Below are 23,556 nucleotides of genomic sequence, written 5' to 3' on the forward strand. Positions count from 1 at the left end.
GAAGAAAAACGCAAGCGGAACTCGTCCATCATCGCGCACCCTGTTCCCGGGCAACCCGGGGGGCGATCTCTGCGTCTTTGAGGTCCGGAGGGCGCCCCCAGGGCGCGCACCCACGCCGTAAAGTGGCACGACCGACCGGCCGGGCGCCGCGTGGAGATGAAGGGGGAGGGCGATCGGATGCCGCACACCGAGACACCGGGCACCGAGGCGGCCCCTGCGCTCCGGCTGCGCTGGTGGACGGAGCTGCCGCTGATCCTGCTGGTGTACGCCTGCTACACGGCGGGCCGGCTCCTCGCCCGGGGCGACGTGTCCGGTGCGGTCGACAACGGCCTGGCGCTCCTGCGCGCCGAGAAGGCGCTGTATCTCAACTTCGAGCACCCGCTCAACCGCCTCTTCACCCGCGAGGCCTGGATAGGCATACCGGCGGACTTCTGGTACGCGTCGCTGCACTACCTGGTCACGCCGGCGATCCTCGTGTGGCTCTTCCGCTCCCGGACGGTGCGCTACCGCGCCGCGCGCACGTGGCTGATGACGTCCACCCTCATAGGCCTGGTCGGCTTCACACTGATGCCGACCTGCCCGCCCCGGCTCCTCGACGCGAGTCACGGCTTCGTGGACACGATGGCCCAGTACAGCTCGTACGGCTGGTGGGGCGGCGCGGCAAGTGCCCCGCGGGGCATGGGGGGCATGACCAACCAGTACGCGGCGATGCCGAGTCTGCACGTGGGCTGGGCCCTGTGGTGCGGAGTGATGCTGTGGCGCCACGGCGGTACGCGCGCGGCGAAGATCGCAGGAGTCGCCTACCCGCTGATCACGACCATCGTGGTGATGGGCACCGCCAACCACTACTTCCTCGACGCGGTCGCGGGCGCGGCCGTCATGGGCGTCGGGCTGCTGCTGGCCCCGGTCGTGATGCGCGCGGCGGACCGGGTCAGGGCGCGTTTCGTGCCGCGGGTCGCACCGGTCACGGCGGCATCTTCCGCCGCGGGTTCCCCGATTGTCAGTGCCGGATGCCAGACTTCCGCGGGTGAGCGAATTCCACGGCAGCGCGAGTCGCGGCTCGGAGCGGGAGCCGAGCCGAGTGCCTCCCCCAAGGACGCGGGGGACGGCGCTCCGGCACCGGCTCGCTGAGCTGCGCGGTCCCGACGTACCGGCGAAGGCCCTGGACGCGCGCGCGTTGGCGGCGCTGGCCGCCAACCCCGGTTGTGCGCGCAGAGCGATCCTCGACGGGGCCGGGGTGAACAAGGCGGCGCTGGCGAGCGCGCTGGGCTCGCCGTCGGCCTTCGGGCAGTCCCAGTTCGCGCTCACGCGGGGCAACGCCTTCGAGGCGAAGGTCAAGGCCGACGGCGGCGCGGAGCTGCTGCGGCTCGTGCACGAGAAGCTCGACCGTTCCGCCGAACCGCCCGCCGAGGCGCGCGTGCCCGACCTGACCGCGACCGGCCCCCAGGGGCGCACGGCCCGTACGGCGCTGGAGCTGCGGGAGGCCACATCGCACCCGGGCGCGTGGACGCTGCTCGACCACCCGATGCTCGCGCTCGACGTCGCGGGCTCCCCCGCGTTCCTGGAGCCGGATGCCGTGGTGGTGCATCCGGACGGCAGCTGGACCGTGGTCGAGATCAAGTCGTTTCCGCTGCTGGACGGTTCGGCGGACCCGGCGAAGGTCGGGGCGGCGGCCCGGCAGGCGGCGGTGTACGTGCTGGCGCTGGAGGAGGTCGCGGCCCGTCTGGATCCGTCCCCGCACGTGCGGCACCGGATCCTGCTCGTCTGCCCCAGGGACTTCTCCAACCTGCCGGCCGCGTCCGCCGTGGACATCCGCAAGCAGCGCGCGGTGACGGCCCGCCAGCTGACCCGGCTGACCCGCATCGAGGACATCGCCGAGACGCTCCCCGAGGGCACGTGTTTCTCCCCCGAGCTGCCCGCCGACGAACTGACGGCCGCCGTCGAGTCGGTCCCGGCGACGTACGCGCCGGAGTGCCTGTCCGCGTGCGAGCTGGCCTTCCACTGCCGGGCCCGCTCCCGTGAGACGGGCGCGGTGACCTCGCTCGGGCGGCCGGTGCGGGCGGAGCTGGGCGGGCTGACGACCGTGGCGGACGTCCTCGCGGCGGCCCGCGGCGAGGCGGGCGACCCCGCCGATCCGGCGGTGGCGGCACTCAGGCGGGCGGCGGCCCTGCGTGCCGAGGCACTGGAGGCGGCGTGTCGCTGATCTCCACCCTGGCCCGGCTCGAAGCCGTCAGCACGGGCCGTGCCCAGCCCGCCGCGACGGTCCGGCACCGGCACCTGTCCGGCCACCCGCTGGTGTTCGTGCCGCTCACCACCGCCGGTGAGGCCGGCGCCCCGCTCGGCGCGCTGGTCGGCACCGACCGGGACGCGCCGCGTCTGCTGGTCGTCCCGCAGCCCCGCGACCGCGACCTCAGGTTCGCCTTCCTGGCCGAACTGGCCGACGTGGTGCTGCCGTACGTCGACGCGTACGCCGAGGTCGTGGAGGCAGCCGAGCGCACCGAGAGCGACCCGGAGACCGGCAAGCGGGTCAAGGTCGAGGTCGACCTGTGCGCGGACGCGCCGCAGCTGATCGTGCCGAGCCGGGCGGGCATCGACCTGGTGCGGCTGCTCGGGCGATCCATGCGCTTCCGGCGGACGGCCGAGCAGGACCCGGAGGCTCCGTATCCGGCGCCGCCCCGGGTGCCGCTGCTCGGGCGGTGGCTGACGCACTTCGGGGAGCGGGCCCGGGTGCCGGGCTCCTCGCTGCTGCTGGCCATGACCGACGTACTGGGCCGGCACTGGGCGACCGGGCAGTCCACGCTGGAGGACCAGCACCTTGGGGCGCTGCTCGCCTGGATCGACCCGCCGGAGGGCCTGCCCGGCGCCGAGGCGGCGCTGCGGGCCGAGCTGGAGCGGGACGCGCAGGGCCAGCTGACGTGTCCCCCGGCCGGTCCCGCCACCGACCCGGCGTTCGACAACAAGCTGCTCGCCCCGGCCATCGAGCGCTACGACCGTGCCCGCACGGCCCTGGCCGCCGCCGAGGACGGCCTGGAGGCCGACGACCGGCTCGGTGCGCTGACCGCCGCCGAGCGGGAGATCCGGGACCTGGTGCTCAGCCGCACCCTGCCCACCTGGGAGAAGGTCTGGCAGGGCCTCGACCTGCTGCGGGAGCTGCCCGAAGGGGCGCATGTCGAGGAGCGGTGGACCCGCGACCGCTGGTCCTTCACCGGCCACCGCGACCGGGTCCTGGCCGGCGAACCCCCGCAGCCGCGCCGCGACGACGCGGTCACCGCGGCGAACAAGCTGGCCACACGCGAGCGCGAGCAGGCCCGGCTGGAGGCGCAGGAGGCCCTCGACGACCCGCTGGTCATGGCCGGGCGGCGGCTGTCCGGCGAGGCGTTCGCGGGTGAGGTCACCGACGTCGTGATGGCGTACAGCGAGGGCAAGCGGCCCAGCCCGCGCCCCCTGGTCACGGTCCGCACGGACGACCGGCCCCATCTCGGGGAGCGGACGAAGGTGTACCGGTCGCTGGGCGGGAAGCCGCAGTCGGCGGAGTTCGCCGGGGCCGAGGAGGACGGCGCGTACGTCGTGCTGCGGATCCTCGACAAGATGGGCCGCGGCAAGGAGCCCGAGCCGGGGTCGGTGCCGGAGAAGGGCCACCGGGTCTGCTTCACGCTCTTCGAGCACGAGCAGCGGGGCGGCGCGAAGCTGCCCGACCCGGAGGAGACACCCTGGACGCACGGCGGGCCGCCCGGTGAGGCGACCCTGGAGGCCGCCGATCCGGTGACCGCGGAGGACCTGCTGTGACGACGCTGTTCGATCCCTCCGCCGCCGCGGCCCAGGCCACCGACGCGATCCTCCACGACACGCTGCACGGCACCGCGCGCGGTGTCGTCGTCGACTCCCCGCCCGGCGCCGGCAAGTCCACGCTCGTGGTCCGCGCGGCCCTGGAGCTGGCCGGGGCCGGCCATCCGCTGATGGTGGTGGCGCAGACCAACGCCCAGGTCGACGACCTGGTCCTGCGGCTCGCCGAGAAGAACCCGGAGCTGCCGGTGGGCCGGCTGCACAGCAGCGACGCCGACCCGTACGACAAGGCGCTCGACGGCCTGGAGAACGTCCGCAAGTCGGCGAAGGCGGCCGATCTCGCCGGGCTGGCCGTGGTGATCTCGACGGCGGCGAAGTGGGCGCATGTGAAGACCGACGAGCCGTGGCGGTACGCGATCGTCGACGAGGCGTACCAGATGCGCTCGGACGCGCTGCTCGCGGTGGCGGGGCTGTTCGAGCGGGCGCTGTTCGTGGGCGACCCGGGGCAGCTGGACCCGTTCGCCGTCGTGGGCAGCGAGCAGTGGGCGGGGCTCACCTACGACCCGTCGGCCTCGGCGGTGACGACCCTGCTCGCGCACAACCCCGACCTGCCCCAGCACCGTCTGCCGGTGTCCTGGCGGCTCCCGGCCTCGGCCGCACCGCTGGTGTCGGACGCGTTCTATCCCTACACCCCGTTCCGCAGCGGCACCGGGCACGACGACCGCCGCCTGTCCTTCGCCGTGCCGTCGGACGGTTCGGGCCCGGACCGGGTGATCGACGAGGCGGCCGAGTCCGGCTGGGGCCTGCTGGAGCTGCCCGCGCGGCACACCCCGCGCACGGACCCGGAGGCGGTACGGGCGGTGGCGACGGTCGTACGGCGCCTGCTGGACCGCGGTGGCGCGGCGACCTCGGAACGCTCACCGGACCCCGCCCCGCTGACCGCCGACCGGATCGCCGTCGGCACGGCACACCGGGACCAGGCGGCGGCGGTCCGTGCCGCCCTGGCCGACCTCGGCGTCACCGACGTGGTCGTGGACACGGCGAACCGGCTCCAGGGCCGCGAGTACGACGTCACCGTGGTCCTGCACCCGCTCTCCGGCCGCCCCGACGCCACGGCCTTCCACCTGGAGACGGGCCGCCTGTGCGTCCTGGCCTCCCGCCACCGGCATGCGTGCGTCGTGGTCTGCCGGGCAGGGGTCGGCGACCTGCTGGACGACTATCCGTCGACGGAGCCGGTGCAGCTGGGGACGGTGGTGAAGTTCCCGGACGGCTGGGAGGCGAATCACGCGGTGCTGGCGCATCTGGCAGAGCACCGCGTGGTGTGGCGGCCATGACCCGCACCAGCGGACACGCCGTCCCTGCCACTCTCCGCCGGCCGGAGGCCGGCACGCCGCCGGAGGCGGCCGATGAACACAGCCCGGATGGCTGGGAGGCGAATCACGCGGTGCTCGGGCACTTGGCCGAACATCGCGTGTCCTGGCAGCCATGACGAACGCCGGGGGGTGTCGCAGCCGTACCCACTACCGCGATGCCCACTTGCGCGCCCGCGAGACAATGGACGGTGGCCCACTCCACCTGGAGGGTCAGCGCGACGTACGAGGAGGAGTAGACATGGCGGAGCCCACGCCGCGTCGGAACGAACCGCGGCTACGCCCCGCGCCCCTGCTCTTCGAGCCCGCGGAGGCGGCCTCCGATCCTGAGCACTTCTTCGATCTCGAGTCGATCGACGACCCGCGCGCGCTGCTGTCCCGCGCGACGGAGCTGACGCTGGCGTTCCGGGCCGCGGCGGACCGGGCGGTGGAGTTCCAGGCGATCGCGGCGGCGCAGCTGGCCGATCCGCGGCGGTTCGACCGGCTGACGACCGCGGACATCGCCGAGCGGGCCGAGTGGACCGAGGACTACGCCAAGAAGATGGTGGAGTTCGGACGGGACCTGATGCGGGGCGGCGGCGAGGGCCTCGGGCCCGTCGACCCGGTGTGAGACCGGGGAGATCCCGCCCCTTCTCGATCTACCTGGCATATGCCAGGCGGGCAAGATACTCCCTCCCACCCCCTCCTGTCCCGATTTCCCGCAACCCTCGGGAACCGCGCGTTCACGGCCGGTAGACCTTGATGCCATGAGCAGCGCATGGAACGCCTCCTATGTCACCCCGGACGGGGCCGCCTGGCTCGCTTCGGCAGGAACGTATCCGCGGAGCACGCTCGCCCTCTGGGAGGAGCGGCCGGCCGCGCCGGTCGTGCTGCCCTGCGGGTCGGTCTTCGACGTCGTCAGCGCACCCGCGACGTTCGGGCGGCGGATGCTCGACCGGCTGTGGGACGACGGGCCCGGCTCGGGGCCGGTCGCGGAGTTCCGCGGCCGGATGCTGCTGTTCGCCGCGCCCGGCACGGCCCAGCGGCTGCCGGCACTGCTGGAGTGGGAGGAGTGGGGCAAGCACGGCGGGGACACCCGGGAGCCCGGCCGCACGGGCGGGGTCCCGCCCCTGCTGTGCCACGGCACGGGCGACGCGGTGACCGTCCCGGCGGCGGGGGACGACGCCTCCCCCAGCCGCTCCGGCGCCCGCTGGCTCGTCGCCCCCGACACCCGTCAGCCCTGGCTGCCCGGCCCCGAGGTACTGCTGTGGGCGGCCGTCCGGGCGGCCCGTCCGGCCGTGCGGATATCGATTTTTCCTCCCGCCGACCAGGGTGCTAAGGTCTACGACGTCAGCAGGCGCCGCTAGCTCAGTTGGTTAGAGCAGCTGACTCTTAATCAGCGGGTCCGGGGTTCGAGTCCCTGGCGGCGCACAGACGGCAAAGGCCCCTCGCGAGAGCGAGGGGCCTTCTGCGTGCCCGTGACGGAGCACCTTCAACGGCCCGCCGTGATCTTCACCGTCCAGGCCCCGGACGCCGTACGTCCCTCCACCTCCACCCGGACACCCTCCCCCGGCACCGTGAAGCTCTCCCCGGGGCCGATCGGCGCATCCGCGAGGGGCGGGTAGACCGAGTCCTCCCAGCAGGCCTCGGTGCCCGGGTGGGCGTCGATCACCTCGATCGGCCCGCCCCCGGACTGCGCCCCGCCCCGCACCCGGTACACGAGCACCCCCTGCCGGCAGGCGGCCAGGTCGTTGCCCACCGGCCCGCGCGCCTCGAAGGCGAGCACACTGTCGCGGCCCGTCCGCAGCACCGCGAGCTTGGTGCCCCGCCCGAGACCGAAGGCCGGCGCCCCCGCCGCACCCGCCACCGGCACCCCCGGCCCGGCCGCCAGCGGCTCCAGGGTCAGCCGGGCGGGCCCGGCGTCCTGCACGCACCGCACCTGCCGCCGGCCCAGCCAGCCCAGCTTCCACTTGTGCCAGCCGAACAGGTCGGGTGCCAGTCCGAACTGGCTGCCCATCAGGTCCCAGTCGCCGACGTGCGTGTCCCAGTCGCCCTTGCCGTCCACAGGCCGGTGGTAGAGGTCGGGCAGGTCGAACACATGCCCGGTCTCATGGGCGAGAACGAGCCGGTCCGGCGGATGCTGCTCGAACACCGTGACAACCCGGCGCAGATCGGTGCCGTCGGCCCGCATCGGACTCGTGAGGTTGACCACCTTGGTCGCGTCGGAGTCCACACCGGGCGCGTCCGGGTCGGCGACGAAGTACACGACGTCGTAGCGGGAGAAGTCGACCTGCGGATCGGCCACGGAGAGCGCGTCCCGCAGGTACGCGGCCCGGTGCGCGGCGCTCCAGTCGCGCTGTATGTCGTACGCCGTGGACGGCTGGGGCATCTGGATCCAGTGCCCGAGCGGATGCGGGCGCAGGGTGAAGCGGCCGTAGGAGGCGCGTTCGAAGAACCGGGTGGTGGCCGGGAAATGGTCGGCGGTCAGCTCCTGCGGCGTGGTCAGCGGATGGGCGTCCGGGAACGACAGGAAGACCATGACCGCGTCCAGGGCCCGGGCCGGGCGCGGATAGGCGGCGTTCCAGGTGTCCAGACCCTCGGAGTGGTGGGCATCGGTGCGGGTCAGGGCGCAGGGCGCGGCCGAGTCGGGTTCGGCGGCCGACGGGCCGGTGCCGAGGGAGGTCGCAGCGAGCGCCGACATGGTGGTGAACACGGCCGCGGTGCTGCGCAGTCGGGCGCGCGGAAACTGACGCGGCACGGGTACCTCCGGGTACGGTTCGCGGGACACCGCACCCAGCCTGTGATGATTTGTCGTACTGCGTCCTGTTTGCTTGCACCAGTCGGGTGAAGAAGCCGAAGAATCGCGGACGCCGACACCCGCGAAGCACTCACAGAACGTCACAACTGGTCGGGGGCCTGAAGAAGCCGTCCAGGCGTGAGCAGAAACGATCTGGCAGAAGGGCGGGTTGGCCCGGGACACTGGACACCGGCTGGAAGGCCCTGGGGCCAGCCTCTATGATCGGCACACTTTCCTGACCTTTCCTGCACGGACAGAGATCGAATACATGCGGGAGCGAGCGGTGAGCGGAACCTCCGAAGGGCCGGCGCCCGCGGCAGACCTCGACCGGCCGGTCGTCACAGAGAGTGAGATCGACACGTCTCCCCGTACCGAGCCCCGGGCGCATCCGCCCTACCGCTCCGTCTTCACGGCCGCCCCGCTCGCCATGGCCGTCGTCGACCGCGAGGGGATGGTCGTCAGCGCCAACGACTCGCTCGGCGCGCTGCTCGGCACCGCGCCGGACGAGCTGGCCGGGGCCGTCGCAGCCGACCTGGTCGACCTCACCTCCGACGCCCGCACCTGGCACGCGTACCGCGAGGTGCTGCGCGGCCGGGAGTCCCGGCTGCGCTGCACCCGCCGCCTCAAACATCCCGACGGGCACTCGCTGTGGGTGCAGGTGACGGTCGCCCCGCTGCCCGCCGAGGACCGGGCCGTCCTGCTGTCCGTCGCCGACATCAGCTCCCGCCGCGAACTCCATGACCGGCTACGGCACTTGCAGATGCACGACCCGGTGACCCGGCTGCCCAACCGCACGCTGTTCTTCGAACGACTGTCGGCCGCGCTGGAGGCGGAGTCGTACGAGCGGAGCGGCACGGGCCGGGTCGGGCTGTGCTATCTGGACCTGGACGGTTTCAAGGCCATCAACGACACCCTGGGCCATCGCGTGGGCGACCGGCTGCTGGCCGCCGTCGCCGAGCGCCTCACGCGCTGCGCGGACGAGGCCGGGCAGGCCCGGCCCAGCAACCCGCTGGTGGCCCGGCTCGGCGGTGACGAGTTCGCGCTGTTCGTCGAGGACTCCACGGGCACCGAGCAACTGGCCGAGCTCGCCGAGTCGGTGCTGGAGGCGATCCAGGACCCGTTCGACATCTCCGGGCAGCGGCTGTCGGTCTCGGCGTCGATCGGCGTGGTGGAGCGGCACGCGGCCGGCACGACCCCGACCGCCCTGATGCAGGCGGCGGACACCACGCTCTACTGGGCGAAGGCCGACGGCAAGGCCCGCTGGACGCTGTTCGACCCGGAGCGCAACGCCCACCGCATGACCCGCCAGGCCCTCGCCTCCACCCTGCGGCCGGCCATCGACCGGGGCGAGTTCCGGCTGGAGTACCAGCCGCTGGTCGGCATGGAGGACGACCGGCTGCACGGGGTCGAGGCGCTCATCCGCTGGAATCATCCTCAGTTCGGCGTACTGACGCCGAATCGGTTCATCGGACTTGCCGAGGAGGACGGCTCGATCGTTCCGCTGGGCCGCTGGGTGCTGCGGACGGCGTGCCGGCAGGCCCGTCGCTGGCAGTTGGACCACCCCGACGAACCGCCGATCTTCGTGAGCGTGAATGTGGCGGTGCGTCAGGTCTGGGACTCCGACCTGGTCGCCGACGTGGCGGAGACCCTGGCCGAGACGGGCCTCGCGCCGCACCTGCTCCAGCTGGAGCTCACCGAGTCGGCGGTGATGGGCTCGGCGGGCCGGCCGCTCCAGGCCCTGAAGGCCCTCAGCGACATGGGCGTGCGCATCGCCATCGACGACTTCGGCACCGGCTACTCGAACCTGGCCTACCTCAGCCGCCTGCCGGTGTCCGTACTGAAGCTGGACGGCACCTTCGTCCGCGGGTTCCAGTACGACGACCGGGACAACACGGCCACCCGCCCGAACCCGGCCGACGAGGTCGTGGTCGAGGCGATGATCCAGCTCGCACACCGGCTGGGCCTGACCGTCACGGCCGAGTGCGTGGAGACCTCGGACCAGGCGACCCGGCTGCGGCGCATCGGCTGCGACACCGGACAGGGCTGGCTCTACTCCCGTCCGGTGCCGCCGGATCGCATCTCCGAGCTGCTGGGCACGCCGGGTGTTCAGGCGGGCGTCGGCAACCCGTAGGCGTCGGCGATGAGTTCGTAGGAGCGCACGCGTACGTCGCCGCCGTGCGCGTTGGCCGTGATCATCAGCTCGTCGGCGCCGGTGCGCTTGTGCAAGTCGTCCAGGCCGGAGCGGACCTCGTCCGGGGTGCCGTGGATGACGTTGGCGTTCCAGGAGTCGACGAAGTCCCGCTCCATCGGGCTGAACTCGTAGGCCTCCGCCTCTTCGGGGCTGGGCACGAGGCCGGGGCGTCCGGTGCGCAGCCGGACCATGCTGAGGGCGGCGGCCAGCACCTGGCGGCGGGCCTCCTTCTCCTCGTCGGCGGCGAGCGCGGAGACGCCGATGAGGGCGTAGGGCTCGTCGAGCACGGCGGACGGCTTGAAGGACTCCCGGTACAGGTCCAGGGCCGGGACGGTGTTCTGCGCCGAGAAGTGGTGCGCGAAGGCGAAGGGCAGTCCGAGGGCACCGGCCAGCCGGGCGCTGAAGCCGGAGGAGCCGAGCAGCCAGACGGGCGGGCGGTGCGGGGACTGGACGCCGCCGGGGCTGGTCGCCTGGATCGGACCGGGGACGGCGTGGATACGGCGGTAGGGATGCCCGTCGGGGAAGTCGTCGTCGAGGAACCGGGTCAGCTCGGCGAGCTGCTCGGGGAAGTCGTCGGCGCCTTCGCGCAGCCGGTCGGTGCGGCGCAGGGCGGCGGCCGTGGCACCGTCCGTACCCGGCGCGCGGCCGAGCCCGAGGTCGATGCGGCCCGGGGCCATGGCCTCCAGGGTCCCGAACTGCTCGGCGATGACGAGCGGGGCGTGGTTGGGCAGCATCACGCCGCCCGAGCCGAGGCGGATGCGGCCGGTGTGGGCGGCGAGGTGGGCCAGGATCACGGCCGGGGACGACGAGGCCACACCGGGCATGGAGTGGTGCTCGGCGACCCAGTAGCGGTGGAAGCCGCGGTCCTCGGCGAGACGGGCCAGGTCGACGCTGGTGCGCAGCGCGTCGGAGGCGGTGCGGCCGGCCCCGACGGTGACCAGGTCCAGTACGGAGAGGGGGACGGGGGCGCTGCCCTGCGCTGCGCCGCGTATCTCGTCTGCCGCCACGGTGGGGTGCCTCCTGCTGTGGGCCGTGTGCTGTCGTTCCGGCCTTAACAGGGGACTGTCTCCGGTTATTCCCGGGAAGTGCCGCCGGGGCCCTTCTGATGGATCTCAGGCGGCCCGCTCCCAGTCGCGCTGCACTCCGCCGGACGGAGGCCGCCGGGCGGCCTTCTCGCGGACGCGGAGCACGATCCACGCCAGGGCGGCTCCACAGGCGAGCCACCAGGGCAGGGACCACACGGCACCCCACCAGCGCACGTGCGGATCGAGGACGGCGTCCACGGCGGCGGTGATCATCGCTGCGGCCAGGCACCAGCACAGCAGGCACCCGGACAGCCGGACAGCGCTTACAGGGGATCTGAACGGGCCCGTTTCGGCCATCGGGGAGTCCTTCACGGCACGACTGGCTGCGGACGTGGCCAGTGTGCACGGGATGGACAACTGAAGGGGAACGCGCTTTCGGTCAACTCAAGGGCCCCACGAGACGGCGGAGTTGAAGGTTCCTCACCTCTGGGCGGCTCGTTCACCCCCTATGCCCGGATCTGCCCCACCGAAGAGGTGGGACCGATTCCGGGCGTCGGTGGCGGGCACGGCGCCCGGACTCAGGCCTGGACGAGCGGCTCCCTGGTGAACAGGGCGCCCAGTTCCGGCGCGTTCACACGGCGGTCCGCCAGGCGGAGGCCTTCCCAGACCGAGACCTGGTTGGCGGTGAGGACCGGCTTGCCGAGCTCCTTCTCCAGGGCCGGGATGTGGGCCGCCGTGTGCAGGGCCGTGTCGGGCAGGAGCAGGGCCTCGGCTTCGGGGTGGTCGGAGTGCCGGGCCAGGGCGAGGAGTTCCGCCTCGCCCCAGGTGCCGACCTCGGCGGCCGTGATGATGCCGGAGCTCTTCACCGAGACGACGTCGACGCCGTCAGCCCGCAGGAACTCGGCGAACAGCTGGGCCACGTCGTCCGGGTACGTCGCGCCGATCGCGACCCGGCGCGCCCCCAGCTCCCGTACCGCGTGCACGAACGCGAAGGACGTCGAGGAGGCCGGCATGCCCGCGGTCTGCGCCAGGGTGCGCACCTGGTCCTGGGCGCCGTCCCAGCCGTAGACGAAGCTGCCGCTGGTGCAGGCCCACACCACGGCGTCCGCGCCGGCGTGCCGCAGCTCCTGGACGCCCGCCGCGAGTCGCCCGGCCGAGCCCATCTCCAGCAGCGCGTCCACCCGGTGCGCGTCCTCACCGATGTCGGTGTGCACCAGGTCCACCCGGATGTCGCTGCCGAGCAACTGCTCGATGCGCGGATAGTCGTCCTCTGCGGAGTGGCCCGGGTAGAGAAATCCCAGTGCTGTCATGTCCAGCCTTCCTGCTGCTGCTCTTCTTCCGGCACGACGGGACCGGGGTCCGCCCCCGGCGATCCGAGACCGGCACGCGCCTCCGGATTGATCAGCGCTTGATACGGTCCCACCGCACGGGTACCCAGTCGGCGCAGCGCCGCCCACATCGTCACTTGGTTGGCCGAGATCACCGGGATCCGCAGTTCGGCCTCCAGTTGGGGGATGACGTCGTAGGTGGGCAGGTTGGTGCAGCTGATGAAGAGGGCGTCGGCGTCGTCGCGTACGGCCTGCCGCGCCATGTCCACCACCTCCCGGTAGGGGACCTTCCAGATGTGCCGGGTCAGGCCCATGAAGGCACACCCGGAGATCGTCACGCCGGCCTGCGCGACGTACGCCTCCAGCGACTGCGTCACCGACACCGTGTACGGCGTCACCAGCGCCACCCGCCGGACGTCCAGCTCCACGAGGGCTTCCAGCAGCCCGCCGGAGGTGGTGATCGCCGGGACGGCGCCCGCCCGGCTCATCGCCTCGCACATCGCGCGCTCGCCCATGACGCCGCCGACGAAACTGCCCGACGTACAGGCATAGGCGATGACCTCGGGGGCGATCGCGTTGAGCGTGCGGACCGCCTCGCTCAGCGTCTGGTGTTCGCTGACCATGCGGGCGAGGTCGAGGCTGACCTCGACCGGCACGAACGGTGTTCGCGTCATGTGCAGGGAGACCTCGTCCGGCACCCACCGCCACAGCTCGCGGTCGAGAGCGAAGTCGAAGGGGGCGACTACGCCGACCCCGCGCTGCGGGCTGGGCCCGCCGAGAAATGAGACGTCCATGGCAGGGCACCGGCCTCACACTGGGCAACGAGTGTGCAACGGATCGTGGGAACGCCCGTGTTGACGACGGTAGGTTCGGGTGCGAGCGTGGTCAATCCGCCCGGATCATTCCTTGGTCAACACCGTGTTAACTCGTCGTCACCGGCCGCCTTGCGAAGGCAGGCCGCCCCCGCCGCACGGCTGGAGAAACGGCTGCTCATGCCCACCCCCACCCTGCTCGTCCTGGACGCCGAGCCCCTCCCCCGCCTCGGCCGCCTCACCGGCCACGCCCGTATCGAACACACCGACGCGGAGGGGCTCGCCGCACGCCTCCCGCGTGCGGACGTACTCCTGGTGTGGGATTTCACCTCGCGCGCCGTGCGGGACGCCTGGCCCGGCGAGGGCCCACGGCCACGCTGGGTGCATACGGCGAGCGCCGGTGTGGACCATCTGATGTGCCCGGAACTCGCCGCCTCCGACACGGTGGTGACGAACGCGCGCGGCATCTTCGACCAGCCGATCGCCGAGTACGTCGCCGCGCTCGTGCTGGCGATGGCCAAGGACCTGCCGCGCACGCTGGAGCTGCAGCGGGAGCGGACCTGGCGGCACCGTGAGTCGCAGAAGGTCGCCGGGAGCCGGGCCGTCGTGGTCGGCACCGGTCCGATCGGCCGGGCGATCGCCCGCACGCTGGAGGCGCTGGACATCACGACGGCGCTCGTGGGCCGCGCCCCGCGCCCCGGCGTGCACGGCCCGGAGGACCTCGACCGGCTGCTGGCGCGCGCCGACTGGGTGATCGCCGCGGCGCCGCTCACGGAGCAGACGCACGGCATGTTCGACGCCCGCCGCTTCGGCGTGATGCAGCCCTCCGCCCGGTTCGTCAACATCGGTCGCGGCCAGCTGGTCGTCGAGGACGCGCTCGCCGAGGCCCTGGCCAAGCACTGGATCGCGGGCGCCGCCCTGGACGTCTTCGAGTCCGAGCCGCTGACCCCCGACAGCCCCTTGTGGCAGGTCCCGGGCCTGATCGTGTCCCCGCACATGAGCGGCGACGTCGTCGGCTGGCGGGACGAGCTCGGCGCCCAGTTCGTGGAGCTGTACGAGCTCTGGGCGGCCGGAAAGCCGCTGGAGAACGTGGTCGACAAACAGCGCGGGTATGTACCCGGACACTGACGTTCCTTGGAGGGTGCATGACCGAGCTCACCGAGCTGACCGCCGTACGGCTCCTCGACGGCTACCGCAAGGGCGAGTGGAGCCCTGTGGAGGCGACCCGCGCGGCGCTGGAGCGGGCCGAGGCCATCCAGCCGGAGGTGAACGCCTTCGTCCGGCTGACCGCCGAGGACGCGCTGGCCCGGGCCCGGGAGTCGGAGGAGCGATGGCGGCGCGGTGAGCCCCGGGGGCTGCTGGACGGGGTGCCGGTCACGGTCAAGGACATCCTGCTGCTGCGCGGCGCGCCGACCCTGCGCGGGTCGAAGGCCGTGGATCCGGCGGGGCGCTGGGACGAGGACGCCCCGTCCGTGGCCCGGCTGCGGGAGCACGGGGCGGTCTTCATCGGCAAGACGACGACCCCCGAGTACGGCTGGAAGGGCGTCACGGACTCCCCGCTGAGCGGGGTGACGCGCAACCCGTACGACCCGTCGCGCACCGCCGGCGGATCGAGCGGGGGCAGTGCGGCGGCCGTGGCGCTCGGCGCGGGACCGCTGTCGCTGGGCACGGACGGCGGCGGCAGTGTCCGTATCCCGGCGTCGTTCTGCGGAATCTTCGCATTGAAGCCGACGTACGGGCGGGTGCCGCTCTACCCGGCGAGCGCGTTCGGCACGCTGGCGCACGTCGGGCCGATGACCCGGGACGCGGCGGACGCGGCGCTGCTGATGGACGTCATCGGCCACCCCGACTCGCGTGACTGGTCGGCGCTCGCCCCGCCGCCCGGTGCGTACACGGACGGCCTGACGGGCGGGGTGCGCGGGCTGCGCGTGGCCTACTCGCCGTCACTGGGCGGGCAGGTGGCGGTACGCCCGGACGTCGCGAGGGCGGTGCGGCGGGCCGTGGAGCGGCTGGCGGAACTCGGCGCCTACGTCACGGAGACCGACCCGGACCTCACCGAACCGGTGGAGGCCTTCCACACGCTGTGGTTCAGCGGGGCGGCCCGGGTGACCGAGCACCTGGGACCGAAGCAGCGGGAACTGCTGGACCCGGGTCTGCGCGAGATCTGCACACAGGGCGCCCGCTACTCGGCGCTGGACTATCTGGCCGCGGTGGACGTCCGGATGGACCTGGGGCGCCGGATGGGCCGCTTCCACGACACCTACGATCTGCTCGTCACGCCGACCCTGCCGATCACGGCGTTCGAGGCGGGCGCGGAGGTACCGAAGGGATCCGGCCATCGGCGCTGGACGGGGTGGACGCCGTTCACGTACCCGTTCAACATGACGCAGCAGCCCGCGGCGAGCGTGCCGGTCGGCGCCGACGGGGACGGCCTGCCGATCGGACTCCAGCTCGTGGCCGCCCGGCACCGGGACGATCTGGTGCTGCGGGCGGCCCACGCGTTGTACGAGGCCGGCGTGGCGTCCGCCGGCCGGCTCAGGCCCTCCGGAAGCTGAGCGTCTCCCCCGCCGCTCCCGACCTCCACAGGTCGTTGCACGCCTCGGCCATGGTGTCCAGGCCCTCGACGATCTGGCCCCAGACGGTGCCGGGGACCCAGCCGACATCGCCGTTCAGCAGCAGGTTGTTGCGCTCGTAGAACAGGGCCAGGTCGACGAGCGTGGTCCCGGCGCGGACCTCGCGGTCGTAGCCATAGGCCTTGGTCCCCAGCTCCGCGCCCGCGAAGGCGAAATAGCACAGGTCGCCCGGAATGGGAGTGACGGTCGGGTTTTCCAGGGGTGGTTCGGTTTCGGCGAAGGGCGGGAAAAGGGCGTAGATCTCGTTGCGGGCGTACTTCGCGTGGTAGACGTCGCCGGCCAGCGGAAGGGCGTCCCAGACGGCCGCGCAGGTGATCGGCGCGCGGTCGTCCAGGAGCCTGGCCCTGCAGGTCACGTCGCGCTTGACCAGCGAGACTTCGATATAGCGATCAGCCATGCCTCCATGGGAGTGCCCGCCGCCCCCGCGGTCAAGGGCGCACCGGGAGACGTGCGGGGCTTGAAAAGATCGGCATAACCCGGATGCGGTCGGGTAGCCGCGCGCCCATGGCTCCACCACAGAGAAGCCCACTGAGAAGTCCGGAACCCATATCCCAGGCCGCCTCCAGGCCCACACGCCGGTCGCTGCTCGCGGGGGTCGCGGCGCTCGGCGCGCTGGGCGCCGCCGGATGCAGCCGCGTGGCCACGGCGTCGAGCACCGAGGGCGGTGACCTGCTCGGCCGGCTCCGGGCGGCGGGCGTCGTCCGGCTCGGCATCGCCGGTGAGATCCCGTTCGGCTTCATCGACACGAACGGCGAGCTGACCGGTGAGGCACCGGAACTGGCCAAGGTGATCTTCAAGCGTCTCGGCGTAGACCGGGTACAGCCCGTGCCGACCGAGTTCGGCTCGCTCATCCCGGGCCTGAACTCCCAGCAGTTCGACGTCGTGGCCGCCGGGATGTACGTCAACCCCGAGCGCTGCGAGCAGGTCATCTTCTCCGACCCCGACTACCAGATGCTCGACTCGTTCATCGTCCGCAAGGGCAACCCCAAGGGGCTGCGCAGCTACAAGGACATCGTCGAGAAGAAGGCGAAGTTCGCCACCGGGACCGGATACGCCGAGATCCAGTACGCCGTCGACGCGGGGTACAAGGAGAGCGACATCCTCATCGTCCCGGACCAGGTGGCGGGGCTGAACGCCGTCGAGGCGGGCCGCGTGGACGTGTTCGCCGGTACGGCGCTCACCGTGCGCGAGGTCGTGAAGAAGTCCGCCAAGGCGGAGGCCACCGAGCCGTTCAAGCCGATCGTGGACGGCAAACCGCACGTCGACGGCGGCGCCTTCGCGTTCCGGCCGACCGAGACCAAGCTGCGGGACGCCTTCAACGTCGAGCTGCACAAGCTCAAGAAGAGCGGCGAACTGTTCCGCATCCTCAAGCCCTTCGGATTCACGGAGGCGGAGATGACGGATCTGACCGCGAAGGAGCTCTGCGGCGGATGACCTCAGGACTCTGGGAACTCGTACTCAAGGGCGTCTGGGTCACGATCCAGCTGCTCGTGTGCAGCGCGCTGCTGGCCACGGCGGTCTCCTTCGTCGTCGGTGTCCTGCGCACCCACCGGCTGTGGATCGTCCGCTTCCTCGCGGGCGTCTACACCGAGGTGTTCCGCGGGACCTCGGCCCTGGTGATGATCTTCTGGGTGTACTTCGTGCTGCCGATCTCCTTCGGCTGGCAGCTCGTGCCGCTGTGGGCCGGCTCCCTCGCACTCGGCCTGACCTTCGGGGCGTACGGCTCCGAGATCGTGCGCGGCGCGCTGAACGCGGTCGACCCGGCGCAGAAAGAGGGCGGGATCGCGCTCAGCTTCACGCCCTGGCAGCGGATGCGGCTGATCCTGCTGCCGCAGGCGGTGCCGGAGATGATCCCGCCGTTCTCCAACCTGCTCATCGAGCTGCTCAAGGGCACCGCCCTGGTGTCGATCATGGGTATGGGTGACCTGGCCTTCAGCGGCAACCTGGTGCGTCTGGCGCTCCAGGAGAGCGCGGAGATCTACACGATCGTGCTGCTGATCTACTTCGCCATCGCCTTCCTGCTGACCCGCGGCATGCGCGGCCTGGAGCGCAAGCTCAAGGCCGGCACGGGCAAGCCGGTCGGGTCGACGGCCGACCAGGAACTGAGCCGGCCGGAGACGACCGGTGTGGGAGGTGCTGTCGCGTGAAGTGGGACTGGAGCGCAGTCAGCGGCTTCATGCCGCAGTTCTGGGAGGGTCTGCTGGTCACCCTGCAGATCCTGGCCCTCGGTTCGCTGATCTCGTTCGCCCTGGGCCTGGTGTGGGCGCTGCTCATGCGGGTGCCCTCGCGATGGGTGACCTGGCCGCTCGGCGTGGTCACGGAGTTCGTCCGCAACACCCCGCTGCTGGTGCAGCTGTTCTTCCTCTTCTACGTGCTGCCCGAGTGGGGCCTGACCTTCTCGGCGCTGGCCACCGGTGTCTTCGCCATCGGGCTGCACTACTCGACGTACACCATGCAGGTCTACCGCGCCGGTATCGAGGCCGTGCCGGTCGGCCAGTGGGAGGCGGCGACGGCACTGAACCTGCCGCTGCGCCGGACGTGGACCGCGGTGATCCTTCCGCAGGCGGTGCGCCGGGTCGTCCCCGCGCTCGGCAACTACGTCATCTCGATGCTCAAGGACACCCCGATGGTGATGGCGATCACCGTGCTGGAGCTGCTCGGCCAGGCGCGTCTGTACTCGCAGGAGCACTTCCAGTTCACCGAGCCGCTCACCGTGATCGGCGTGGCCTTCATCCTCATCTCCTATCTGGCCTCCCTTCTCATGCGAGCCCTGGAGCGACGCCTTGCCCACTGACACTCTCCCCAACCCCGAGAAGAACCCCGCCAGGAGTACCGGCGAGCTGATCCGGCTGGAGCAGGTCACCAAGCGGTTCGGGAGCAACACCGTCCTGGACCACCTGGACTTCTCGGTCGACGCCGGCAAGCACGTCACCCTGATCGGACCGTCCGGGTCCGGCAAGACCACGATCCTGCGGCTGCTGATGACCCTGCTCAAGCCCGACGAGGGCACGATCACGGTCGACGGGCAGAAGCTGTTCCCGGCCTCCGACAAGGAGGTCCGGGAGGTCCGCAAGAAGATCGGGATGGTCTTCCAGCAGTTCAACCTGTTCCCCAACATGTCGGTGCTGCGGAACATCACCGAGGCACCGGTCACCGTCCTCGGCATGTCGAAGGACGAGGCCGTGGAGCGGGCCAAGGGCCTGCTGGAGATGGTGGGCCTGTCCGACAAGTGCGACGCGCACCCGGCGCAGCTGTCCGGCGGGCAGCAGCAGCGGGTGGCGATCGCCCGGGCGCTGGCGATGCGGCCGCAGGTGCTGCTCCTGGACGAGGTGACCTCCGCGCTCGACCCGGAGCTGGTCGCGGGCGTCCTCGACGTGCTGCGGGACATCGCCCGTTCCACGGACATCACCATGCTCTGTGTGACCCACGAGATGAACTTCGCCCGGGACATCTCCGACCAGGTACTCATGTTCGACTCGGGCCGGGTCATCGAGTCGGGCCCGCCGGAGAAGATCTTCAGCGAGCCGGAGCACGACCGCACGCGGGAGTTCCTCAGCGCGGTCCTCTGACTACACCGGGTGACCAGGCGGAACGTCCGGGCCCGGCGACTGGGGCATGCTCCTGGCATATGCCAGGGGATCGATGCCCCAGTCCGGGGGCCCGGGAATCTTGTCAACCCCCGCTCTCCGCAGGCCCTTTGCCGGTTATCGTGGAGGGGAATCGCTGTCCGGATCCACGGCCCAACAGCAAGCGCAGGGGGAGACCACCGTGGCGCTGAAGCACGAGCCGCCGACCACCCCGTACCACTCGGCCCAGGAAGCCCTGCGCGTCCTGGAGACAGTGGCGCGGAGTTCCACCGGAGTCACCGACACCGAGCTCGCCCGGCACACCCGCATAGCACCGGAGCGGCTGACCGCACTGCTGCGCATGCTGCGCCGCGAGGGCTACGTCGAGCAGGTCGACGACGGCGCGTACGTCACGGGCGAGACGCTGGCCCGCCTCGGCTCGGCCCAGCACCGCGAGCAGGCCCTGCGCGACAAGCTCCAGCACACCCTCGACCGGCTGCGCGACTCGGTCGGCGCCGCCGTCTACATGAGCCGGTACGTCGACGGCGAGATCAGCGTCACCCAGTACGCCGACAGCCCGGCCATGCCCAAGGTCAACGAGTGGGTCGACTTCCGCTCCTCGGCCCACGCCACCGCGATCGGCAAGAGCCTGCTCACCCAGCTCGACCACGCCGGCCGCCGCGACCACCTCGCCCGGCACAAGATGGCCCGCCTCACCTCGCGCACCATCACCAGCGACCGGCTGCTGCTCTCCCGGCTGGAGTCCCAGCCGCCCACCGTGCCGGTCCTGGACCTCCAGGAGTACGCGGTCGGCACGGTCTGCGCGGCCGTCCCCGTCACGGCCGGCTCCTCCGTCGGCTGCCTGGCCCTGTCCCTCCCGGTCGAGCACGCCCACCGGCTCCGCCAGGCCGCGGACGCCCTCAACCGCAACGCGGCGCCGGTCCTGCTGTCCATGGCGATCTAGCCACCCGGACCCCGCTCCGGGTGGTCCGAAGCACCCCTCAGGACCAGGTATTATTTTTCCGTCGCCAGCCGCGAGAACGCGATGCGAACGCGGTCGGCGGGAGTCATGCGCCGCTAGCTCAGTTGGTTAGAGCAGCTGACTCTTAATCAGCGGGTCCGGGGTTCGAGTCCCTGGCGGCGCACCGATGAAGGGCCTCTCGTGGGAGCGGGAGGCCCTTCGGCGTGTTCGAGATCCTCCCTGGTCAGCAGGCGGTACGCGCTCTCCCCCGGCGGCCGCCACCACACCGGGTCCGCGCACCGCAGGCCCTCCCGCCGTAACGCCGCCCGATGGATCTTGTTCGTGGCCGTCACCGGCATCCGCCCCGCCACCCGCACGAACCGGGGCGCCATCTTCGTCCCCAGGTCGGGCTGCGCGAGCAGGAAGCGCGCGAACCCCTCCGGGTCGAAGGTCCCGGCGATCGTCGCCATCACCTGGTCCCCGGTCACCGGGTCCGGCACCGCGTACACGGCGACGGCGGCGGCCCCCTCGTACCGGGCGAGGATGTTCTCGATCATCGCCGCGGCCAGGTTCTCGCCGTCGACGCGGAGGCGGTCGTCGGTGCGACCGGCGAAGTAGAGGTAGCCGTCGGCGTCCCGGAAGAAGAGGTCGCCCGTCCAGTACCAGCCCTCCCTGCGCCGCTCCGCCTCCGCCGCCGCATTGCGCCAGTAGCCCTCGAAGGGGCTGGGCCCCTGATTGACCAGTTCGCCGATCGCCTCGTCCCCGTTGAGCAGCCGCCCCGCCGCGTCGAAACGGGCCGGCGGGCACTCCTCGCGGCTCTCCGGGTCGAGGACGACGAGCCCCGAAGCCGCCCGGCCGACCGCGCCCGGCGGTGTCCCCGGCGACCACTGCACCGCCGCCCCGCCCTCCGAGGAGCCGTATCCCTCCACCAGCCGCACGCCGAACCGCCGCTCGAAGGCCGCCGCGTCCACCGCACCGGCCTCCGTGCCGAAGCCCAGGCGCAGCGGGTTGTCCCGGTCGTCGGGGCCGGGCTCGGTGGCCAGGACGTACTGGATCGCCCGGCCGACGTAGGTGAAGTACGTCGCCCCGTGACGGCGGACGTCCGGCAGGAAGCGGGACGCCGAGAAGCGCCGGCGCAGTGCCACGCCCGCCCCCGTCACCAGCGCGGGTGCCCAGCCGGCGATCACCGCGTTGCCGTGGAACATCGGCATGCACAGGTAGTGCACGTCCTCCGGGCCCAGGGAGAACTGGCCGGCCAGGGAGCGTCCGGCGGCTGCCAGGCGGCCCTGGGAGCAGAGTGCGGCCTTGGGCGCGCCGGTCGAGCCGGAGGTGAAGTAGAGGAGGAAGCGGTCGTCGGGAGTGGCGCGGGAGGCGTCCGGGCGGGCGTCGGCGTAGGGGGCCAGGAGGTCGGCGTATTCGTCCCCGTCCGTCACCAGCAGGCGCACTCCGGGCAGGTCCAGGCCCTTGAGCAGCGGCAGGTGGGTCCGCCCGGTGACCAGGATCCGGCACTCGGTGTGCAGGATGTCGCGGGCGAGTTCGGCGCCCCGCCGGGTGGGGTTGACGCCGGCGACGGCCGCCCCGGCCAGGGCCGCCGCGCCCAGCCACAGGGGGAACTCGGGGGTGTTGCCGAGGAGCACCCCGATGTGGGGTTCGGCGTCCGGCGGCAGCAGGTCGGCGAGCAGTGCCGCCCGGGCCGCGGCTCCGGCCGCCACCTCGTGGTGGGTCAGGACCTCGTCCTCGCACCACAGTCCCGGCCGGTGGTCGCCCCACCGATCGGCCATGAGTTCCGCGACCGTACCCGCCGCCGCCCTGGTGTCCATGGCCGGGCAGGTTAATTGACGAACCGTCAGATGTGGAGGGTCACGGCGCCAGGCTCGTCCCGCTGCCGCCGCTGAAGAGGAAGTCGCCGTACGGGGCGAAGATCTGGACGTACGTGACGATGAAGCCGGCGCAGAAGACGACGACCACGCCGAGGAAGGCCAGGATGCCGAAGGCGGCCACCGCGCGCTTCGTCCGACTCGGCGGCTGCGCCGTGGCCACGACCTGGCCGCGGTCGGCGTAGTAGACCGTGACGTAGTCGCCCTCGACGATCGTCCCCGGGCCGCCCTCCTCCTCGAACCGGATGACCCGGCCGTCGCGCGTGATGAACTCGTACACGTGCCGGAGCGCGGTCCGCACGGCCGTGTCGCCGTGCCCGCCGCCGACCGTCGCGTACGCGCGCAGGCACCGGCCCTCGGCCGTCAGCCCGCTGTTCCAGGCACCCCGGATCTGGAACCAGCGCCGCACGACCCGGTACGCCATGAAGACCGCCACGGCCATGATCAGGCCGGGCACGACGTAGAAGATCACGTCCATCGCGCATCCCCCGAGGTCGATGCGCCGGCCCCGATCGGCCGGCGTGGGAGGAACCTACCCACGCCGGCCGCACCGGTGACTCAAGGGAACCTCAGAAGGTTCAGAAGGTGACGTCCGAGCACGCGTAGAACGCGTTGCCCGTGTCGGCGATCGTCCACACCGCCAGGATGACGTGGTGGCCGCTCAGCCCGGACGGCAGTCTGCCGCTGTGGGAGAGCGTCGACGGCGGCCGCTGGCCGTTGTACGGCACCGTGAAGAACGGCGTGAGGTTGAGGTCGGACCGGGCCAGGTTGTGGTTCTGGTTCCAGCCCGGCTTGGTGATGTAGTACTTGAAGTCGGTCGTGGCGTGCATGGCCGTGAACTGCCAGCGGAACGTGTAGGTCTGGCCGCCCGTCACCCTGGTGGTGGGCCAGGCCCCGCCGGACGGTGTCCGCGGTGCGCTGAGCTGGCTGAACTGGCCGAGTCCGGCGTTGCATATCTGTCCGTCGGCCGGACCGGAGGCCGGGAAGCCCTTCGGGCCCTCGACGCTCTGCGGTTCCCATTGGATCGGACCGCAGTTGGTCACGGTGCCGTTCTGGCAGAGCTTCTGCCGGCTGACGGGGAGGTCGGTGTAGCCGTGGCCGCTGGCGCCGCCGGAGGAGAGTACGAGGGCTCCGGTCGTGGCCAGTCCCACCGCGGCTGCGGACAACTTGGTCCTTGTGCGCATGCTGCCGCTCCTGGAGAACGTGGGGGAGGTTCAGTGAGCTGTGCAGGTAG

General features: G+C 72.0%; 23 protein-coding genes and 2 tRNA genes. 16 read left to right on the forward strand and 9 right to left on the reverse strand.

What is annotated here, in order from left to right:
• The first annotated feature begins 177 nt into the window (after window positions 1-177).
• From ACH4G3_RS09540 to ACH4G3_RS09570, 7 genes are all read left to right on the forward strand, one after another.
• The gene (locus ACH4G3_RS09540; RefSeq protein WP_397623930.1) at window positions 178-1,131 is read left to right on the forward strand and encodes a phosphatase PAP2 family protein; all 954 of its coding nucleotides are present in this window, start codon (window positions 178-180) and stop codon (window positions 1,129-1,131) included.
• Window positions 1,082-2,203 carry a hypothetical protein gene (locus ACH4G3_RS09545; protein ID WP_397623931.1) on the forward strand — a complete coding sequence of 374 codons (1,122 nt, stop codon included), beginning with the start codon at window positions 1,082-1,084 and terminating at the stop codon, window positions 2,201-2,203. The genes ACH4G3_RS09540 and ACH4G3_RS09545 overlap by 50 nt, the downstream gene beginning before the upstream one ends.
• A complete protein-coding gene (locus ACH4G3_RS09550) occupies window positions 2,194-3,786 on the forward strand; it encodes a hypothetical protein (RefSeq protein WP_397623932.1) in 1,593 nt (530 codons plus the stop codon). Before ACH4G3_RS09545 ends, ACH4G3_RS09550 begins: the two co-directional genes overlap by 10 nt.
• Window positions 3,783-5,117, forward strand: a complete 1,335-nt coding sequence (locus ACH4G3_RS09555; RefSeq protein ID WP_397623933.1) for an AAA domain-containing protein — start codon at window positions 3,783-3,785, stop codon at window positions 5,115-5,117. Before ACH4G3_RS09550 ends, ACH4G3_RS09555 begins: the two co-directional genes overlap by 4 nt.
• Window positions 5,118-5,394: 277 nt before the next feature.
• Window positions 5,395-5,763 (forward strand): hypothetical protein, encoded by a 369-nt coding sequence (locus ACH4G3_RS09560; protein WP_020271403.1) that lies wholly within the window; start codon window positions 5,395-5,397, stop codon window positions 5,761-5,763.
• A gap of 136 nt (window positions 5,764-5,899) precedes the next feature.
• A complete protein-coding gene (locus tag ACH4G3_RS09565) occupies window positions 5,900-6,499 on the forward strand; it encodes a bifunctional DNA primase/polymerase (protein ID WP_397623934.1) in 600 nt (199 codons plus the stop codon).
• Window positions 6,490-6,563, forward strand: a tRNA-Lys gene (locus ACH4G3_RS09570). Before ACH4G3_RS09565 ends, ACH4G3_RS09570 begins: the two co-directional genes overlap by 10 nt.
• A gap of 61 nt (window positions 6,564-6,624) precedes the next feature.
• Here ACH4G3_RS09570 and ACH4G3_RS09575 read toward each other — a convergent pair.
• Window positions 6,625-7,890, reverse strand: a complete 1,266-nt coding sequence (locus tag ACH4G3_RS09575) for a M6 family metalloprotease domain-containing protein (protein ID WP_397623935.1) — start codon at window positions 7,888-7,890, stop codon at window positions 6,625-6,627.
• A 307-nt stretch (window positions 7,891-8,197) separates the two neighbouring features.
• Between ACH4G3_RS09575 and ACH4G3_RS09580 the strand changes: the two genes are divergently transcribed.
• On the forward strand, window positions 8,198-10,060 hold the full coding sequence (locus ACH4G3_RS09580; protein WP_397623936.1) for a putative bifunctional diguanylate cyclase/phosphodiesterase: 1,863 nt from the start codon (window positions 8,198-8,200) through the stop codon (window positions 10,058-10,060).
• Here the strand turns inward: ACH4G3_RS09580 and ACH4G3_RS09585 are convergent.
• From ACH4G3_RS09585 to ACH4G3_RS09600, 4 genes are all read right to left on the reverse strand, one after another.
• Window positions 10,036-11,127 carry an LLM class flavin-dependent oxidoreductase gene (locus ACH4G3_RS09585; protein WP_397623937.1) on the reverse strand — a complete coding sequence of 364 codons (1,092 nt, stop codon included), beginning with the start codon at window positions 11,125-11,127 and terminating at the stop codon, window positions 10,036-10,038. The genes ACH4G3_RS09580 and ACH4G3_RS09585 overlap by 25 nt on opposite strands.
• 105 nt (window positions 11,128-11,232) lie before the next feature.
• Window positions 11,233-11,502: a hypothetical protein gene (locus ACH4G3_RS09590; protein WP_397623938.1), complete on the reverse strand. Its 270-nt coding sequence runs from the start codon at window positions 11,500-11,502 to the stop codon at window positions 11,233-11,235.
• A 221-nt stretch (window positions 11,503-11,723) separates the two neighbouring features.
• Window positions 11,724-12,455, reverse strand: coding sequence for a maleate cis-trans isomerase family protein (locus tag ACH4G3_RS09595; protein ID WP_397623939.1), 732 nt, complete (start codon window positions 12,453-12,455; stop codon window positions 11,724-11,726).
• A complete protein-coding gene (locus ACH4G3_RS09600; protein ID WP_020271395.1) occupies window positions 12,452-13,267 on the reverse strand; it encodes a maleate cis-trans isomerase family protein in 816 nt (271 codons plus the stop codon). The genes ACH4G3_RS09595 and ACH4G3_RS09600 overlap by 4 nt, the downstream gene beginning before the upstream one ends.
• Before the next feature lie 198 nt (window positions 13,268-13,465).
• Here ACH4G3_RS09600 and ACH4G3_RS09605 point away from each other — a divergent pair, with 198 nt between their 5' ends.
• Complete coding sequence (locus ACH4G3_RS09605; protein WP_397623940.1) at window positions 13,466-14,413, forward strand: D-2-hydroxyacid dehydrogenase; 948 nt, start codon at window positions 13,466-13,468, stop codon at window positions 14,411-14,413.
• Between the two features lie 17 nt (window positions 14,414-14,430).
• The gene (locus tag ACH4G3_RS09610; RefSeq protein ID WP_397623941.1) at window positions 14,431-15,840 is read left to right on the forward strand and encodes an amidase; all 1,410 of its coding nucleotides are present in this window, start codon (window positions 14,431-14,433) and stop codon (window positions 15,838-15,840) included.
• Here ACH4G3_RS09610 and ACH4G3_RS09615 read toward each other — a convergent pair.
• On the reverse strand, window positions 15,821-16,315 hold the full coding sequence (locus tag ACH4G3_RS09615; protein WP_397623942.1) for a DUF3830 family protein: 495 nt from the start codon (window positions 16,313-16,315) through the stop codon (window positions 15,821-15,823). The two genes, ACH4G3_RS09610 and ACH4G3_RS09615, sit on opposite strands and share 20 nt — an antisense overlap.
• A gap of 107 nt (window positions 16,316-16,422) precedes the next feature.
• Between ACH4G3_RS09615 and ehuB the strand changes: the two genes are divergently transcribed.
• The 6 genes from ehuB (at window position 16,423) to ACH4G3_RS09645 (ending at window position 20,629) form a co-directional block, all read left to right on the forward strand.
• Complete coding sequence (ehuB, locus tag ACH4G3_RS09620; RefSeq protein WP_397623943.1) at window positions 16,423-17,352, forward strand: ectoine/hydroxyectoine ABC transporter substrate-binding protein EhuB; 930 nt, start codon at window positions 16,423-16,425, stop codon at window positions 17,350-17,352.
• Window positions 17,349-18,065 (forward strand): ectoine/hydroxyectoine ABC transporter permease subunit EhuC, encoded by a 717-nt coding sequence (gene ehuC, locus ACH4G3_RS09625; RefSeq protein ID WP_397623944.1) that lies wholly within the window; start codon window positions 17,349-17,351, stop codon window positions 18,063-18,065. Before ehuB ends, ehuC begins: the two co-directional genes overlap by 4 nt.
• Window positions 18,062-18,712, forward strand: coding sequence for an ectoine/hydroxyectoine ABC transporter permease subunit EhuD (ehuD, locus tag ACH4G3_RS09630; RefSeq protein ID WP_307175393.1), 651 nt, complete (start codon window positions 18,062-18,064; stop codon window positions 18,710-18,712). Before ehuC ends, ehuD begins: the two co-directional genes overlap by 4 nt.
• The gene (gene ehuA / locus ACH4G3_RS09635) at window positions 18,702-19,487 is read left to right on the forward strand and encodes an ectoine/hydroxyectoine ABC transporter ATP-binding protein EhuA (RefSeq protein WP_397623945.1); all 786 of its coding nucleotides are present in this window, start codon (window positions 18,702-18,704) and stop codon (window positions 19,485-19,487) included. The genes ehuD and ehuA overlap by 11 nt, the downstream gene beginning before the upstream one ends.
• 199 nt (window positions 19,488-19,686) lie before the next feature.
• Entirely contained in the window at window positions 19,687-20,448 is a 762-nt protein-coding gene (locus tag ACH4G3_RS09640; RefSeq protein WP_397623946.1) for an IclR family transcriptional regulator, read from the forward strand.
• Window positions 20,449-20,555: 107 nt separating this feature from the next.
• Window positions 20,556-20,629 (forward strand) — tRNA-Lys (locus ACH4G3_RS09645).
• Here the strand turns inward: ACH4G3_RS09645 and ACH4G3_RS09650 are convergent.
• From ACH4G3_RS09650 to ACH4G3_RS09660, 3 genes are all read right to left on the reverse strand, one after another.
• The gene (locus ACH4G3_RS09650; protein ID WP_397623947.1) at window positions 20,595-22,265 is read right to left on the reverse strand and encodes an AMP-binding protein; all 1,671 of its coding nucleotides are present in this window, start codon (window positions 22,263-22,265) and stop codon (window positions 20,595-20,597) included. The two genes, ACH4G3_RS09645 and ACH4G3_RS09650, sit on opposite strands and share 35 nt — an antisense overlap.
• 40 nt (window positions 22,266-22,305) lie before the next feature.
• Window positions 22,306-22,800, reverse strand: coding sequence for a hypothetical protein (locus ACH4G3_RS09655; protein ID WP_397623948.1), 495 nt, complete (start codon window positions 22,798-22,800; stop codon window positions 22,306-22,308).
• A gap of 100 nt (window positions 22,801-22,900) precedes the next feature.
• Complete coding sequence (locus tag ACH4G3_RS09660) at window positions 22,901-23,506, reverse strand: lytic polysaccharide monooxygenase auxiliary activity family 9 protein (RefSeq protein ID WP_020271731.1); 606 nt, start codon at window positions 23,504-23,506, stop codon at window positions 22,901-22,903.
• Window positions 23,507-23,556: the final 50 nt, after the last annotated feature.

Source organism: Streptomyces afghaniensis, assembly GCF_044327915.1.
GTDB lineage: Bacteria > Actinomycetota > Actinomycetes > Streptomycetales > Streptomycetaceae > Streptomyces > Streptomyces afghaniensis.